Origin of the sequence: Salinisphaera sp. S4-8, assembly GCF_040361235.1 — a bacterium.
In the GTDB taxonomy this organism is placed as follows: domain Bacteria; phylum Pseudomonadota; class Gammaproteobacteria; order Nevskiales; family Salinisphaeraceae; genus Salinisphaera.
This window is the reverse complement of record NZ_APNF01000008.1, coordinates 131,643-148,135: the sequence shown is the minus strand read 5'-3', so window position 1 is coordinate 148,135 and position 16,493 is coordinate 131,643. Positions and strand designations below refer to the sequence as shown.

Here is a 16,493-nt window from a genome sequence, read left to right as displayed (position 1 = left end):
TACGCGCAGGAAACCGGCGCGAGCACACGCCGCCATGCGCGCCAACGCAGGCCATGTATTGATTGCATTCGCCAACTATCCCGGAACGCGGCTTTTAACGTTACCATGCGCCAAATTCAGACTGCAGCATGAAGCGCGTGTTCTGGCCGCGCTCATGACCGATTGGAGAGTCCATGTCGGCGCCTTCGCAATCCGGCGGCGCGACGATCACGGATCGTCGCCAGCTCATCGAATATTTCGAAAACGCCTGTAAGCCGCCGAGCCGTTGGCGCCTGGGCACCGAGCACGAGAAATTCGTGTTCGACCGCGACACGCTCCGGCCCCTGCCCTATGAAGGCGAGCGCGGCATCCAGACCTTCCTGGAAAAACTGCAACGCTTCGGCTGGCAGCCGATGACCGAAAACGACAAGCTCGTGGCGCTTGAACTCGGGCGTTGCCATATCACGCTCGAACCCGGCGGCCAGCTCGAACTCGCCGGCGCGCCGCTGGATACCGTGCACGAAACCTGCGACGAAATTCATGTGCACCTGAAACAGGTCAAGGAAGTCGCCGCGGAAATGAACGTCGGCCTGCTCGGCCTGGGTTTTCAGCCGAAATGGGCACGCGCGGATTGTCCGTGGATGCCCAAGCAGCGCTACGAGATCATGAAAGCCTATATGCCCAAGGTCGGCACGCTCGGCCTGGACATGATGCTGCGCACATCCACCGTACAGGTGAATATCGACTACGGCTCGGAAGCCGATATGGTGCAGAAATTCCGGGTCGGCCTGGCCTTGCAACCGGTGGCTACGGCATTGTTCGCCAACTCGCCGTTTACCGAAGGCAAGCCCAACGGTTTCGTGTCGTATCGCAGCCAGATCTGGACCGATACCGATAACGATCGCTCCGGTATGCTCGACTGGGTGTTCGACGACGATATGGGCTTCGAGCGCTATATCGAATATGCGCTCGACGTGCCCATGTATTTCGTCTATCGCGACGGGCGTTATATCGACGCCTCCGGCCAGTCCTTCCGGGATTTTCTGGCCGGCAAGCTGCCCGCCCTGCCTGGCGAATTGCCGACTTTGTCCGACTGGGATGATCATCTGACCACGCTGTTCCCCGAGGTGCGACTCAAGCGTTTCATGGAAATGCGTGGCGCGGATGGCGGGCCCTGGCGCCGGCTGTGCGCGCTGCCCGCGCTCTGGGCCGGGCTGTGTTACGACAGCGAAGCCCTGGATGCTGCCTGGCAGCTGTGTTGCGATTTCACTGCGGAAGAACGCAACCGTCTGCGCCGCGACGCCCCCGTCTACGGGCTAAAAACGCCGTTTCGCGACGGCACGTTGCAGGATATCGCCCGCGAAGTCGTCGCCATCGCCCAAGGCGGGCTCGAACGCCGAGCGCGCCTGGATAGCCAGGACCGCGACGAACGCATGTATCTCGACCAGCTGGCCGAAATCGCCGAAACCGGCGTAACGCCTGCCGAAACACTGCTCGATCTGTATGCCGGCCGATGGAATGAATCGGTCGACCCGGTGTTCACCGAATTCGCCTATTAGCGTCGGGACACCAAACGCCCGCTGTGTAACCTGCGGTTCTTGTTTTCAAGGAAGTAAAACGGTCCGCAAATGAACGCCAATAAACGCGAATGCAAGACGGTTTGTGCAGCGGGCTATTTCACCACAGCGGCTGCGTTACGCTTGATTATGGACAAAAATCAACATAAGGCTTGAGCGCTCGCCGCGCACCTCGCGACCGTCCGCGCCCTGTGTTCCTGCCTTATTTGCGTTTATTTGCGTTCATTCGCGGACGTCATCTTCCTGGCGCGATCACTCGCGGCGCGGCGTACGCTGCGGTGCACCGTAGAGCAGCCGGATTTCCGCAATCGCGGGCATATCGCGGGCGACCGTATCGAAGGCCGCTTGGTCGCGTTCGTGAAACGGCACACGTGCCAGCGGTAGCTGAATCTCGACCTCGATCACGTCGTCCAGGTAATGCAGCGTCACACGCTGGATTTCGCCCGCTGCGGGCAAGTCCGCCCAGGCGCTTTCCAGTTCCGGCAGGATCTGTTCGCGCAGTGGCAGTGCATGCGCTGCGTCGGAATCGGCATGGCCGTCCGGCTCGATATGTACGCAGATATCCGCGATCTCGTCGACATGGCGTACCAGCCGTGAGGTAATCGCCTCGCTGATGCGATGGGCCTCGGTCAGGCTCACGTACGGATCGACAAACACGCCGACATCGGCAAACGCGTCATGCCCGCCCATTGTGCGCGTACGCAGGCGCCGCATGTGCCGCACCCCGGGTACGGTCGCGATCTGATCGCGTACCACCTGAATACGGTCTGCCTTGAGCCCGGTATCCACCAGTTCGCGAAAACTCTGCCAGCCATAACGTACGCCGATGAACGCAAGCATCAGGCCGATGAGAATCGCGCCCAGCGCATCCAGGGCCGGGTAGCCCAGCATCGCGCCGCCGATGGCCACAAGTGCCGCGATCGACGACAGCGCGTCGCTACGATGATGCCAGGCGTTGGCCTCGATCAGCTGCGACTTGGCCCGGCGTGCGATACGCAGCGTGTACCAGAACAGCGCCTCCTTGAGCACCAGCGATAACAACGCGACCGCCAGCGCGAGCATGCCGGGCGGTGTGCCGGCCTGCTCGCTGGCCAGATGGCGAATACCGTCGTAGGCGAGCGCTCCCGCGGTCAGCAGGAGAAACAGCGACACCAGCGATGTGGCAGCCGTTTCCATGCGCGCATGTCCATACGGATGGTCGCGATCAGCTTGCTGCATGCCCATCTGCACCGCGCCGAGCACCACCGCGTCGCTGATCAGATCGGCCGCCGAATGCACGCCGTCGGCAATCAGCGATTGCGAATGGCCGATCACGCCGACCACGATCTTGATCAGCGCCAACGGCAGATTGACCAACGCGCCGACGATCGTCGCACGGCGCTTGGCGCTGAAATCCGAACGCGCCTGGCGGTGCGCAGCGGCGGAATGCACGTGGGGGCGACTCATGGCGTGATTATAATCGCCTCTAACGGCTTCGATCGGAGCATGGCATCGCGCATCGGCGCCGCCAGAACCGGGTCATCAGTCCGAGCCCCGGTCGAGGGTCGGATATTCTCCGCGGCCGGGCACATTCGCGCTGCGAATGGCCTCGCGACCGTAGAACTTGATGCCTTTCTGAATACGCGGACGACCACTTGCCGTGCGGTGGCGGTTGGTATCGCGCAGGCTATACACACAGCCGCAGTATTCCTGCTGATAGAAGGCCTCGCGCTTGGCGATCTCGATCATGCGCGCGGCCCCGCCCTGCTTGCGCCAGTTCAGTGTCCAGTAGGTCACACCGTCGTAGCGGTTGGCCGCACGTACGCCGGCTTCGTTGATCTGGGCCATGTTCTTCCAGCGCGAAATGCCCAGCGTGCTCGACACCAGGCCATAGCCGTGTTCGGCGGCATACAAGGCGGTGCGTTCGAAGCGCATGTCGAAACACACCGTACACCGGCGACCGCGTTCGGGCTCGTTTTCCAGCCCGCGAATACGGTCGAACCAGTTGTCGGTATCGTAATCACCATCGATATGGGGGATGCCGAGCTGTTCGCAGTAGCGCATGTCCTCGGCCTTGCGCATCTCGTATTCCTGCACCGGATGGATATTCGGGTTGTAGAAATACACCGTGACATCGATGCCGGAGGCCTTGACCGCAGCCAGCACTTCGCCGGCACAGGGCGCGCAGCAGGAATGCATGAGCAGCTTCTCGTCGCTTTGCGGCGGCTCGAGTTCAGGGCGCTCGTAGTTGTCGAGGCTATAACGATTCATGGCGATTGGCGCTCAAATGCGATAATCGGCGTCATTGTCCGGTTTTGACCGGCACGCGTCCATCAAGGAAAGGAAAAAGAAGCGCATGAAACAAGGCAGTATCGTCATGGCCATGATCTGGATGGCCGTTCTCTCCCTACTACTGTTCTGGCTACCATTGGTGGGGCCGCTGGTCGCCGGTTTCGTCGGCGGGCGTACGGCAGGCAGCGCCTCGCGCGGACTGCTGGCAGCGCTGTTGCCCGCTGCGGTGTTGTGCTTCGTGCTGGTGGGGCTTTCCGGCGCGCTGATCGGTTTGCCCATCATCGGCATGATCGCCAGCGCCGGGTTATTCATTCTGATCGTGGTGCAGAGTCTGCCGCTGCTGCTCGGCGCGCTGATCGGTGGCCTGACCGTGTAAACCCGGGCGCGCGCAGCGAATGGGCACAAAAAAGCCCCGGTCTGGCGACCGGGGCTTTTTTCATTCATCGCAGATGAAAAGGCGCTGCGATCAGTCTTCCGGCGGCACGTAGGCGCCGTCTTCGTCGTGGATCTCACGACCGGTGACCGGCGGGTTGAAGGCACAGACCAGCTTCATTTCGGTCTTGGCCTTGAGCGTATGCTTGTCGTGGTTATCCAGCGCATACACGGTACCCGGCTCGATCTTGTGTTCTTCGCCGGTATCGCGATTGACGATCGTGCCCTCGCCCTTGTAGCAGAACACCGCTTCGAGGTGGTACTTGTACCACATGTCGAATTCCAGGCCCGGCGGGAAGGTGGTTTCGTGGAACGAAAACCCCATGCCGTCGCTCTTGAGCAACCAGCGCACGCTGGTCCAGCCGTCCGGGCTGATGACTTCGCGGTCGGTGCCACGCAGGTCTTCGGTACGCACAATCTTCATATAAGACTCCTTGCGTCTTGTGATGATCTACACCCCTGCATCCTACAGCATAGACTGCAGATTGCAGGGCAAACGAATGATCAGGCCGCGCTGTTGAGCAGGCCGTGGCGTTCGAGCACCGTGGCCAGGGCCTTTTCGATGATATCCAGGCCTTCGGCGATGTCTTCGTCGCTGCTGATCAACGGCGGCATGACTTTCATGACATTGTCGTCGGCACCGGCCGTTTCCAGGATCAGGCCGTTCTCGAAACACTCGCCGGCAATCTCGTCAGCCAGCTCGGCCTGGGCACAATCCATGCCGATGAAGAACCCGCGCCCGCGAATTTCGGCCTCGAAGGACGGCTGTGCATCCACCATCGCGTTAAGACGCTGCTTGATGATTTCGCTCTTGCGCAGGGTTTCCTTTTCGAGCTGGTCGTCGCTCCAGTAGGTTTCCAGCGCGGCGATCGCGGTCGCGAACGCATGATTGAAGCCGCGGAAGGTGCCGTTGTGCTCGCCCGGGCTCCAGATATCCAGGTCCGGACGGATCATGGTGATCGCCAGCGGCAGGCCGTAGCCCGACAGCGATTTGGACACGGTGATGATGTCCGGCTTGATGCCGGCCGGCTCGAAGGAGAAGAACGGACCGGTACGGCCCACGCCCGCCTGAATATCGTCGACGATGAACAGCATGTCGTGCTCGTGGCAGAGCTGTTCGATCTTCTTGAGCCATTCGAAGCTGGCGACGTTGATGCCGCCCTCGCCCTGTACCGTTTCCACGATCACCGCCGCGGGCTTTTCCAGACCGCTGGAGCTGTTTTCCAGCAGGGCCTTGAGGTCGTCGGCGGTATCACGGTCTTCACCGAAATAGCCGCAGTAAGGCAACGGGGTGGTGCCAGGCATGGCAACACCCGCGCCGCCACGCTTGGAGGCGTTACCGGTGACCGACAGGGCGCCCAGTGTCATGCCGTGATAGCCGTTGGTGAAGAACAGCACGCCCGGGCGCTTCTTGACCTTGCGCGCGATCTTGAGCGCGGCTTCCACTGCGTTGGTGCCGGTCGGCCCCGGGAACTGGATTTTGTACTCCATGCCGCGCGGTTTCATGATCACGTTCTCGAAGGTTTCGAGGAACCGGATCTTCTCGGCGGTGGCCATGTCCAGACCGTGGGTCACACCGTCCGACTGGATGTATTCGATCAGCGCGGCCTTCATGGTCTCGTCGTTGTGACCATAGTTGAGCGCGCCAGCGCCGGAGAAGAAGTCGAGATACTCGCTGCCGTCCTCGGCTTTCATGCGGTTGCCTTTGGCCCAGGTGAATACCTTGGGAAAGGAACGGACATAGCCGCGGACTTCGGATTCAAGACGATTGATGATTTCCATAACTGCTCCTGAGCTTTTGCTCGGATAATCGGTGAGCGGCGGCCGTATGGCAAGCGGCCTGGCGATCTTATTCGCTGTGGTGCGCGATCACGCGGGCGCGGTCGAACGGGCCGATCCGAAACAGGATCTCGGGCTCGTGGGGCTCGTCGTCGAAATCGCCGAACATCTCGCTGGAAAACAGCTCGTTTTCGGCAACGTCGGTTTCCAGACGACGGGCCAGACCGCGGAACAAGGCAATCGAGGGATCGTTGCTGGGCCCGATGGTGGTATCGAGATAGCGCACGTTCTGGCAAGCGTCACGCGCGAGGATCTCGAAGAGCATGCGCGTAGCCAGACCGCGTCCGCGACCGGCTTCGGCCACACCCACCTGCCAGACGAATACGATGTCGGGGTGCGCCGGCAGGATATAGGCGGTGATGAACCCGACCAGTTCGCCGTCGATCTCGGCGACTACGCTGGTATCGGCGTGGTGTTCGCCGATAAGCATATAGGCGTAGGCCGAATTGACATCGAGCACGCCGAGATCGTGCACGAGGCGAAGAATACCGGCACCGTCTTCCTTGCGAGGCGGACGAAACCGGACGTCGTTTGCAGAATTTTGGTCGCTAATGGCTTCAGTCAGAGTTTTGGTTTGTGCGCATTATAACGGGTTCGCCGATTTTTTTCGGCCCGCCCCGGCCTGCGCCCAGTCGATCGCCCGATCGCCGCAAGATCGCCGAGGCCTGAAAAGGCGGCGCAACACGCGAACACGCGCGCCGCGCCTGAGTTACGCCGGGATCGCGGCCTGAATCGATTGCAGCGAATACACCTGAGCCGCGCGCCCGTCGGTGAGCGCGGTACAGCTGGCCTGGGCGCCGGCGATGGTGGTGAAGTAGGCCACCTTGTAGCGCAAGGCCGTGATCCGGATCGAGCGTGATTCCTCGATCGCGCGCTTGCCCTCGGTGGTATTGACCACCAGCTGGATTTCGCCGTTCTTTATCATGTCGACGATATGCGGGCGGCCTTCCTTGACCTTGTTGGCCACCGTGCAAGCCACGCCCGCTTCGCTGATCGCACTCGCCGTGCCGCGCGTGGCGACGATGCCAAAGCCGGCCTCGGCGAGCTCGCGCGCGAGCTTGACCGCATGCGGCTTGTCGCCGTCACGCACTGTAATCAGCGCGGTGCCGCTTTCCGGCAGGCCCACGCCGCCGGCCAGCTGCGACTTGGCAAAAGCCTCGCCAAAGGTCCGGCCCACGCCCATGACCTCGCCGGTGGATTTCATTTCCGGGCCGAGCAAGGGGTCGACGGTCGGAAACTTGGAGAACGGGAACACCGCTTCCTTGACCGCGAAATGCGTGATCTTGCGCTCGGCGCCGATCTTCTGCTCGGCCAGCGTCTGTCCGGCCATGCAACGCGCCGCAATCTTGGCCAGCGGCACGCCCGTGGCCTTGGACACGAACGGCACCGTGCGCGAGGCGCGCGGATTGACCTCCAGCAGATAGACCTCGCCGCCGCGAATGGCGAACTGGACGTTCATCAGGCCGACCACCGACAACCCGCGCGCGAGCGCGGCGGTCTGACGGCGTACTTCGTCGAGCACCTCGGCGCCGAGACTGTACGGCGGCAGCGAACAGGCCGAGTCGCCGGAATGCACGCCGGCCTGCTCGATATGTTCCATGATGCCGCCGATGAACACATCGGTGCCGTCACAGATGGCATCCACATCCAGCTCGATCGCGTCTTCCAGGAAGCGATCCAGCAATACCGGCGAATCCGGCGAGACCTTGACCGCGGCGGTCATATAGCGCTGCAGATCCTCCGGCTCGTAGACGATTTCCATCGCCCGGCCACCCAACACGTACGACGGGCGTACGACCATGGGAAAGCCCACTTCCTCGGCCAAACGCATGGCCTCGGCTTCGGAGCGCGCACTGCGGTTGGCGGGCTGCTTGAGGCCGAGCTTGTTGACCAGGTTGAGAAAGCGATCGCGATCCTCGGCCAGGTCGATCGAATCCGGGGTGGTGCCGATGATCGGCGCGCCCGCGGCTTCCAGGCGACGCGCAAGTTTCAAGGGCGTCTGACCGCCGTACTGCACGATCACGCCCTTGGGCTGCTCGACATCGATGATCGACATCACGTCCTCGAAGGTCAGCGGCTCGAAATAGAGCCGGTCCGAGGTGTCGTAGTCGGTGGAGACGGTTTCCGGATTGCAGTTGACCATGATGGTCTCGTAGCCGTCTTCGCGCATGGCAAGCGCCGCGTGCACGCAGCAGTAATCGAACTCGATGCCCTGACCAATCCGGTTGGGCCCGCCGCCGAGCACCATGATCTTGTCGCGATTCGAGGGGTTGGCCTCGCACTCCTCGTCGTAGGAGGAGTATTGATAGGCGGTCGCGGTGGGGAATTCCGCCGCACAGGAATCGACCCGCTTGTAGACCGGCACGATATTGTTCTTCAGCCGCGCGCGACGTACCGCGAATTCATCACAGCCCAGCAGCGTGGCCAGACGCAGGTCGGAAAAGCCCTTGCGCTTGTAGGCACGCAGCGTATCGGCATCGAGATCGCCCAGCGTGGATTGCGCCAGCGCGCCTTCCATGGCGATCAGCTCTTCGATCTGGTCGAGGAACCAGGGGTCGATATGGGTCAGACGATGGACTTCGTCCAGGCTGAAGCCCGCCCGGAAGGCATCGCCGACATACCACAGCCGCTCGGCACGCGGGGTCGACAGCTCGGCGCGCAGCGTGTCCTTGGCCGCATCACTGGCCAGATCCTCGAGCTTGGGTTCGAAGCCGTCCGAACCGATTTCCAGGCTGCGCATGGCCTTCTGCAGCGACTCCTGAAAGCTGCGCCCGATCGCCATCGCCTCGCCCACGGATTTCATCTGCGTGGTCAGACGGTTGTCGGCGGCCGGAAACTTCTCGAAGGTGAAGCGCGGCATCTTGGTGACGACATAGTCGATCGACGGCTCGAACGAGGCCGGCGTGGCACCGCCGGTGATTTCGTTATCCAGCTCGTCGAGCGTATAGCCCACTGCGAGCTTGGCCGCGATCTTGGCAATGGGAAAGCCGGTGGCCTTGGAGGCCAGTGCCGACGAGCGCGATACGCGCGGATTCATCTCGATGATGATCATCTTGCCGTCGGCCGGATTGATTGCGAACTGCACGTTCGAGCCGCCGGTATCCACACCGATCTTGCGCAGACAGGCCAGCGAGGCGTCGCGCATGACCTGGTATTCGCGATCGGTCAGCGTCTGGGCGGGGGCGACGGTGATCGAGTCGCCGGTGTGGACACCCATCGCGTCGAGGTTCTCGATCGCACAGATGATGATGCAGTTGTCCGCGTGATCGCGCACCACCTCCATCTCGTATTCCTTCCAGCCGAGCACGCTCTGTTCGAGCAGCACTTCGTTGGTCGGCGACAGTTCCAGCCCGCGCGAGAGCAGATCTTCGAACTCCTCGCGGTTGTAGGCGATACCGCCCCCGGTGCCGCCCAGGGTGAAGGACGGCCGCATGATGATCGGGAAACCGATGCGGGCCTGCACCTCGATGCCTTCGTCCATCGTATGCACGACCGCGGATTCGGGCGTGGCCAGACCGATTTCGGTCATCGCGCGCCGGAAGGCGCTGCGATCTTCGGCCATGTCGATGGCTTCCTGAGTGGCGCCGATCATTTCGATGCCGTGCTTGGCGAGCACCCCGGCGTTATACAGATCCAGCGCGCAGTTGAGCGCGGTCTGGCCACCCATCGTGGGCAGCAATGCATCGGGCTTTTCGGCTTCGATGATGCGCTCGACCGTGGCGCAGGTAATCGGCTCGATATAGACCGCGTCCGCCGTTTCCGGGTCAGTCATGATCGTGGCCGGATTCGAGTTCACCAGGATGACGCGAAAGCCCTCGTCCTTGAGCGCCTTGCAGGCCTGCATGCCCGAGTAGTCGAACTCGCAGGCTTGGCCGATCACGATCGGGCCGGCGCCGATAACGAGGATGCTTTTCAGGTCTGTGCGTTTAGGCATGGCTAGTTTCTGTCCGCAAATGAACGCGAATTAACGCGAATAAGACAAAATTCATATGGCAGCGCCCGGGTCGTAGTCATTGACCAGTCTTTTTACCGAAACCCTGGGCTTTCCAAAATTGAGCAGCAACCCGACGGGCATTCGCGTCGCCTTGAGATAATTCATGAGTTGCGCCTCATGAACCGTCGTTATCGAACTCACTGCCTTGATCTCGATGATCAAGCGATTGTCGACAACCATATCCGCTACATACTCACCAACGATCTCGTCGCGGTACGTCACGACCAATCGTTTTTGTTTTTCGTAGCCGATGCGCTGCGCCCGAAATTCGACCGCCAGCGCATTTTCATAAGCGTTTTCGAAGAAACCGGCGCCCAATCGATTACTGACCTCGAACGCACAACCGATCACGCGTTTCGATAGGCTTTCTTCATTTGCGTGCATTCGCGTTCATTCGCGGTCGGACTTGCCTTGACCCATCGCCCGCATGAAGCGATCGAAAATGGGTGCCACGTCGTGCGGGCCGGGGCTGGCTTCCGGATGGCCCTGGAACGAAAACACCGGCTTGCCGACAATTTCGATGCCCTGTAGAGAGCCGTCGAACAACGAGCGATGGGTGACCCGCGCGGATTCGGGCAGGCTGGCCTCATCGATGGCAAAGCCGTGGTTCTGGCTGGTAATGAGCACTTCGCCGGTGTCGATATCCTGAACCGGATGGTTGGCGCCGTGATGGCCGAACTTCATCTTCAGGCTCTTGCCACCGGCGGCCAGCCCCAGGATCTGGTGGCCCAGACAGATACCCAGCGTGGGAAAGCCCCGCTCGATAAGCTCACGACAGGTCGCGATCGCGTAATCCAGCGGCTCCGGATCGCCGGGGCCATTGGCCAGCAGCACGCCGTCCACGCCCATATCCAACACCTCGGCCACCGGCGTACGCGGCGGCACCACGGTGACCTTCGCACCGCAATCCACCAGCCGGCGTAGGATGTTGTATTTCACCCCATAGTCGTAGACCGCGACATGGTAGGCAGGCGGCGCCGGCGCGTGCGAATCGTTGGGGCCGACCCAGCTGGGCTCGCGCCATTCGTAGATTTCGGTGGTGCCGGCATCGGCCGCGAGGTCCGCGCCCTTCAGGCCGGCGAACGCGCGCGCCTGGGCGATCGCTTCGTCTACATCGATATCGTCACCGGCGACGATACAACCGTTCTGTGCGCCTTTTTCGCGCAGCACGCGGGTCAGGCGACGGGTATCGATATCGCCGATCCCCACCACGCCGTTGTCTTCGAGATATTCGATCAGACCACTGCGCGCGCGCCAGTTGCTTTGGGCGCGCGGCACTTCGCGGATGATCAGACCGGCCGCCTGTACGCGGTCGGACTCGATGTCTTCGGGGTTGGCACCGGTATTGCCGATATGCGGATACGTCAGCGTGACCATCTGCTGACGATAGGAGGGATCGGTGAGGATCTCCTGGTAGCCGGTCATGGCCGTATTGAATACGACCTCACCCACCGTGGTGCCGAGAGCACCGATTGCACGACCGTGAAACAGGCTACCGTCTTCGAGCGCGAGCACAGCTTTGGGGCGCAACAGGGCCTCCAGGATTCGTGGATTCGGGACGCACCGGTATTCGCGAAACGAAGTCGGGCGCAGGCGGCGCCGGATTATAGCCGCTTGAATGGCCCGCGGCCAGTTTCCTTAGTCGGCAGACAGCCCCAGCACGTCGTTCATGTCATAGCGCCCGGCCGGCTGCTGGGCGACCCAGGCGGCCGCGCGCATTGCCCCGCCGGCGAATGTCTGACGCGACGAGGCCTTGTGGGTGATCTCGACGCGCTCGCCCTCGCCGGCAAACAGCACCGTATGCTCGCCGACGATGTCGCCGCCGCGAATGGTCTGAAAACCGATGCTGCCACGCTCGCGCTCGCCGGTATGGCCCTGACGTGCGTACACCGCGCAATCGTCAAGATCGCGCCCGGTGGCATCGGCGAGCACTTCGCCCATTCGCAGTGCGGTACCCGAGGGGGCATCGACCTTGTGGCGATGATGGGCCTCGATGACTTCGATATCGAAATCGTCGCCCAGTGCTTTCGCTGCCGTTTCAAGGAGTTTCAGCGTCAAGTTCACGCCGGCACTGAAGTTGGGCGCGAATACGAGCGCGATCTTGGAGGCCGCCTCGTCGAGCTGGGCAAGCTGGCTGTCATCAAAACCGGTGGTGCCGATGACCATGGCCGCATTGCCCGCTACACAGTCGGCGAGTGCCGCCAGACAGGGCTCGGGCCGGGTGAAGTCGACCAGCACATCGAATGCCGAGGCATCGCGATCATCGGCGCTGGCAATCGCCACGCCGAGGTCTTCGCCCGTGGCCAGGCGCCCGGCATCCTGGCCGATCGCCGGGCTGTCGGGTGCTTCGAAAGCCGCCGCCAGGGTCAGCGCATCATTGCGCTGACAGGCAATGATCAGTTCCCGGCCCATGCGCCCGGCGGCGCCGTTAATCGCCACACGTGTGGTCATGACGTCACCCTCCTTTTCGCTCGACCGCCTCAGCCGAGGTGTTCGTTAAAGAAACGCTTGGCCTTGTCCAGCCAGGAGCTGGTCGCCGGGCTATGGCTGCGACCGCTGGTTTCCAGGCTTTCGCGCAGCTCTTCAAGCAATTTCTTCTGCTTGGCATTGAGGTTGACCGGCGTCTCCACCGATACCTTGCACAGCAGATCGCCCGGCGCGGAGGTACGTACCGACTGCACCCCCTTGCCGCGCAGACGGAACGTCTTGCCCGACTGGGTTTCGGCCGGGATACGCAGGCTGACCTTGCCATCCAGCGTGGGCACGTCGATTTCGCCGCCGAGCGCGGCCGTGATCATATCGACGGGCACATTGGCGTGCAGGTTGTTGCCGTCGCGCTCGAAAAACTCATGCGGCTTGACGTTGATCTGTACGTACAGATCGCCCGACGGCCCACCCATTTCGCCGGCTTCGCCTTCGCCGGACAAGCGGATGCGATCGCCGTTGTCCACGCCCGGCGGTACCTTGACCGACAGCGTCTTGGACGACTGCACCCGGCCTTCGCCGCCGCACTTACGACAGGGATTGCGGATCTTCTTGCCGCTGCCGTGGCAATCCGGGCAGCTTTGCTGGATCGACAGAAATCCTTGCTGAATACGCACCTGACCGACGCCTTGGCAGGTCGGGCAGGTATCGACCGGCGAATCCTTCTCCGCACCGCTGCCGTCGCAGGCGTCGCACTGCTCGAGCGTGGGAATCCGGATTTCGACCGTGTCGCCGCCGATGGCGGTTTCCAGATCCAGATCCAGATCGTAGCGAAGATCGGCGCCGCGCGAGGCACGCTGACGGCCGCCGCCCATGCCGCCGCCGAAGATGTCGGAAAAGATATCGCCAAAGATATCGCCGAAACCGCCAGCGCCCGCGCCACCGAAGCCGCCGCCGCCGCCCGCAGCGCCGCCGAGCCCGGCATGACCGAACTGGTCATACGTCTGGCGCTTCTGGTCGTCGGAGAGCACTTCGTAGGCTTCCGAGGCCTCCTTGAAACGCGCTTCGGCATCGGCGTCATCCGGGTTGCGGTCCGGATGGTTCTTCATCGCCAGCCGGCGATAGGCTTTCTTGATTTCGTCCTTCGACGCGCTCTTCGACACGCCGAGGATTTCGTAGTAATCGCGGTTCGCCATGAATCCTTGACCTTTACAACCAAAAACGCCGGGGCAACGACTGGCGCTGCCCCGGCAGTAGGACTATCCGATCGAGCGGATTACGAGTTGGTGCCGGACTTCTTGTCGTCGTCCTTGACTTCCTCGAAGTCGGCATCGACGACATCGTCGTTCGAGCCGCCCTCGCTCTGGGCCTGGCCTTCGCCAGCGGCGGCTTCGTCACCCTGGCCGTCGCTGTAGGCCTTTTCCATGACCGGAGCGGACGCCTCGGAGAGCTTCTGCGTCTTGGCGTCGATTTCGTCCTTGTCGTCGCCTTCGAGCGCGGTACGAAGCTCGGCGATCGCATCGTCGATCGGCTTCTTCTCGTCTTCGCTGACCTTGTCACCGAGATCGCGCATGGCTTTCTCGATGCCGTGGATCAGGCCGTCCGCCTGGTTGCGCGCCGTGATCAGTTCGTTGAACTTGGCGTCTTCCTCGGCGTGCGCTTCGGCATCAGCGACCATCTTGTCGATCTCTTCGTCGGACAGACCGGAGGAGGCCTTGATGACGATCGACTGTTCCTTGCCGGTGGCCTTGTCCTTGGCCGACACGTTCAGGATGCCGTTGGCGTCGATATCGAAGGTGACCTCGATCTGCGGCGTACCGCGCGGTGCCGGCGGAATATCCGACAGGTCGAAGCGGCCCAGCGACTTGTTGGCGCTGGCCTGCTCGCGCTCACCCTGGAGCACATGCACCGTTACGGCCGGCTGGTTGTCCTCGGCGGTGGAGAACACTTCCGACTTGCGGGTCGGAATGGTGGTGTTCTTGTCGATGAGCTTGGTCATCTTGCCGCCCAGGGTTTCGATACCCAGCGACAGCGGTGTGACGTCAAGCAGCAGCACGTCCTTGGTGTCGCCCGAAAGCACCGAGCCTTGGATGGCGGCACCCACGGCCACGGCTTCGTCCGGGTTCACGTCCTTGCGCGCTTCCTTGCCGAAGAAGCTCTTCACTGCTTCCTGCACGGCCGGCATGCGCGTCTGGCCGCCGACCAGAATCACGTCGTCGATATCCGAGGCCTTCATGCCCGCATCCTTGAGCGCGGTCCGGCACGGGTCGATCGTACGGGCGACCAGATCCTCGACCAGGCTTTCCAGCTTGGCGCGGGTCATCTTCATGTTCAGATGCTTCGGACCCGACTGATCGGCCGTGACATACGGCAGGTTGATTTCGGTCTGCTGCGTGGAGGACAGCTCGATCTTGGCCTTCTCGGCGGCCTCTTTCAGGCGCTGCAGGGCCAGCTTGTCCTTGCGCAGATCCACGCCCTGTTCCTTCTGGAACTCGGCCGCGATGTGCTCGATGATGGCGTTGTCGAAGTCTTCACCACCCAGGAAGGTGTCGCCGTTGGTGGCATGCACTTCGAACTGGTGCTCGCCGTCGACTTCGGCCACTTCGATGATGGAGATATCGAAGGTACCGCCGCCCAGGTCATAGACCGCGATCTTCTTGTCGCCGCCCTTCTTGTCCATGCCGTAGGCCAGCGCGGCCGCGGTCGGCTCGTTGATGATGCGCTTGACGTCGAGACCGGCAATACGACCGGCGTCCTTGGTGGCCTGACGCTGGGCGTCGTTGAAGTAGGCCGGCACGGTGATTACGGCTTCGGTGACCTTTTCGCCGAGATAGTCTTCGGCGGTGGCCTTCATCTTCTGCAGGACCTTGGCCGAAACTTCCGGCGGCGCCATCTTCTGGCCACGGGCTTCAACCCACGCATCGCCGTTGTCGGCCTTGACGATCTTGTAGGGCACCGCGTCGATGTCCTTCTGCGTGGTCGGATCGTCGAAGGTACGACCGATCAGGCGCTTGATCGCATACAGCGTATCGTTGGGGTTGGTGACCGCTTGGCGCTTGGCCGGGCGACCGACCAGCGTCTGGTCGTCGTCGGTGAACGCGACGACCGACGGCGTGGTGCGCTCGCCTTCCGCGTTCTCGATCACTTTAGGCTGGTCGCCTTCGAGCACGGCCACACAGGAGTTCGTGGTGCCGAGGTCGATACCGATAATCTTACCCATGTTTAATTCCCTCTACTTCGCACTGCATTGGCAGCGTCTTTAAAACTTGACTTGACAATCGATTTGGGGCGCGATGCGAATCTTTTCAAGCGCCCCGCCCCTTTATGCGCCGGATTTTTGCCCGCTTATGAATCGCCACCGGCGGGCTTGGCCACGACCACCATCGCCGCACGCAACACCCGGCCGTTGAGCGTGTAGCCCTTCTGCATCACCTCGGCGACGGTATTGGGCGCCAGCTCTTCACTGGGCTGGGTCGAAACCGCCTCGTGATATTCCGGGTTGAAGGCCTCACCCTTCGGGTCGATGGCTTCGATACCGACTTTTTCCATGCTCGAGGCCAGCATGCGCACGGTCATATCCATGCCTTCCTTGAGCTTGTCGTAATCGCCGCTTTGTTCCTCGGCGGCCTTCAGCCCCAGCTCGAGGCTGTCGCGTACGCCCAGCAGCTCGGAAGCGAACTTCTCGATCGCGAACTTGCGCGCCGATTCCACGTCGCGCTGGGCGCGTTTGCGCACGTTTTCCATTTCCGCATGCGCACGCACTGCCTGATCGCGATACTGCTCGGCTTCGGCGCGTGCCTGGTCGAGTTCGGCCTGCAGCTCATCGGTTTCCGAAATGCTGTCGGCCGTGGTCTCGCCGGCATCGACAAAGTCTTCGCTACCGGTCTGCACTGCTTCCACATCCGGCTGCGGCGTGTTTTCGGCCGCGGAATCCGTTTCGCCGTGCGGTGTACTGTGTTTTTCGTCCTGGCTCATGT

General features: G+C 62.1%; 14 protein-coding genes. 2 read left to right on the top strand and 12 right to left on the bottom strand.

Translation table 11 applies throughout. The features are described from left to right. Positions 1 to 173: 173 nt before the first annotated feature. Positions 174 to 1,538: a glutamate--cysteine ligase gene (locus S4A8_RS13545; RefSeq protein ID WP_353220542.1), complete on the top strand. Its 1,365-nt coding sequence runs from the start codon at positions 174 to 176 to the stop codon at positions 1,536 to 1,538. 270 nt (positions 1,539 to 1,808) lie between these two features. Here the strand turns inward: S4A8_RS13545 and S4A8_RS13540 are convergent, their stop codons facing one another. Next, positions 1,809 to 3,002, bottom strand: a complete 1,194-nt coding sequence (locus S4A8_RS13540) for a cation diffusion facilitator family transporter (protein ID WP_353177889.1) — start codon at positions 3,000 to 3,002, stop codon at positions 1,809 to 1,811. Positions 3,003 to 3,077: 75 nt separating this feature from the next. Next, positions 3,078 to 3,806, bottom strand: coding sequence for an epoxyqueuosine reductase QueH (locus S4A8_RS13535; protein ID WP_353220541.1), 729 nt, complete (start codon positions 3,804 to 3,806; stop codon positions 3,078 to 3,080). A gap of 85 nt (positions 3,807 to 3,891) precedes the next feature. On the opposite strand from S4A8_RS13535, the gene S4A8_RS13530 reads away from it, so the two are divergent. Then, positions 3,892 to 4,203: a hypothetical protein gene (locus tag S4A8_RS13530; protein WP_353177885.1), complete on the top strand. Its 312-nt coding sequence runs from the start codon at positions 3,892 to 3,894 to the stop codon at positions 4,201 to 4,203. Positions 4,204 to 4,293: 90 nt separating this feature from the next. Here S4A8_RS13530 and S4A8_RS13525 read toward each other — a convergent pair whose 3' ends face one another. The 10 genes from S4A8_RS13525 to grpE all read right to left on the bottom strand — a co-directional run bounded on the left by S4A8_RS13525 (position 4,294) and on the right by grpE (position 16,491). Further along, positions 4,294 to 4,683 (bottom strand): ectoine synthase, encoded by a 390-nt coding sequence (locus tag S4A8_RS13525; RefSeq protein ID WP_353177884.1) that lies wholly within the window; start codon positions 4,681 to 4,683, stop codon positions 4,294 to 4,296. 80 nt (positions 4,684 to 4,763) lie between these two features. Then, positions 4,764 to 6,041 (bottom strand): diaminobutyrate--2-oxoglutarate transaminase, encoded by a 1,278-nt coding sequence (gene ectB / locus S4A8_RS13520; RefSeq protein ID WP_353220540.1) that lies wholly within the window; start codon positions 6,039 to 6,041, stop codon positions 4,764 to 4,766. Between the two features lie 67 nt (positions 6,042 to 6,108). Next, complete coding sequence (ectA, locus tag S4A8_RS13515; protein WP_353220556.1) at positions 6,109 to 6,651, bottom strand: diaminobutyrate acetyltransferase; 543 nt, start codon at positions 6,649 to 6,651, stop codon at positions 6,109 to 6,111. Positions 6,652 to 6,807: 156 nt separating this feature from the next. Beyond that, positions 6,808 to 10,032, bottom strand: coding sequence for a carbamoyl-phosphate synthase large subunit (gene carB, locus S4A8_RS13510; RefSeq protein WP_353220539.1), 3,225 nt, complete (start codon positions 10,030 to 10,032; stop codon positions 6,808 to 6,810). Between the two features lie 51 nt (positions 10,033 to 10,083). After that, on the bottom strand, positions 10,084 to 10,476 hold the full coding sequence (locus S4A8_RS13505; RefSeq protein ID WP_353220538.1) for a GxxExxY protein: 393 nt from the start codon (positions 10,474 to 10,476) through the stop codon (positions 10,084 to 10,086). A 6-nt stretch (positions 10,477 to 10,482) separates the two neighbouring features. Then, on the bottom strand, positions 10,483 to 11,622 hold the full coding sequence (gene carA, locus S4A8_RS13500) for a glutamine-hydrolyzing carbamoyl-phosphate synthase small subunit (protein WP_353220537.1): 1,140 nt from the start codon (positions 11,620 to 11,622) through the stop codon (positions 10,483 to 10,485). A 108-nt stretch (positions 11,623 to 11,730) separates the two neighbouring features. Continuing rightward, positions 11,731 to 12,543, bottom strand: a complete 813-nt coding sequence (gene dapB, locus S4A8_RS13495; protein ID WP_353220536.1) for a 4-hydroxy-tetrahydrodipicolinate reductase — start codon at positions 12,541 to 12,543, stop codon at positions 11,731 to 11,733. Between the two features lie 29 nt (positions 12,544 to 12,572). Next, positions 12,573 to 13,712 carry a molecular chaperone DnaJ gene (gene dnaJ / locus S4A8_RS13490; RefSeq protein WP_353220535.1) on the bottom strand — a complete coding sequence of 380 codons (1,140 nt, stop codon included), beginning with the start codon at positions 13,710 to 13,712 and terminating at the stop codon, positions 12,573 to 12,575. 80 nt (positions 13,713 to 13,792) lie between these two features. Then, on the bottom strand, positions 13,793 to 15,736 hold the full coding sequence (dnaK, locus tag S4A8_RS13485; protein WP_353220534.1) for a molecular chaperone DnaK: 1,944 nt from the start codon (positions 15,734 to 15,736) through the stop codon (positions 13,793 to 13,795). 125 nt (positions 15,737 to 15,861) lie between these two features. Continuing rightward, entirely contained in the window at positions 15,862 to 16,491 is a 630-nt protein-coding gene (gene grpE, locus S4A8_RS13480; protein ID WP_353220533.1) for a nucleotide exchange factor GrpE, read from the bottom strand. Positions 16,492 to 16,493: the final 2 nt, after the last annotated feature.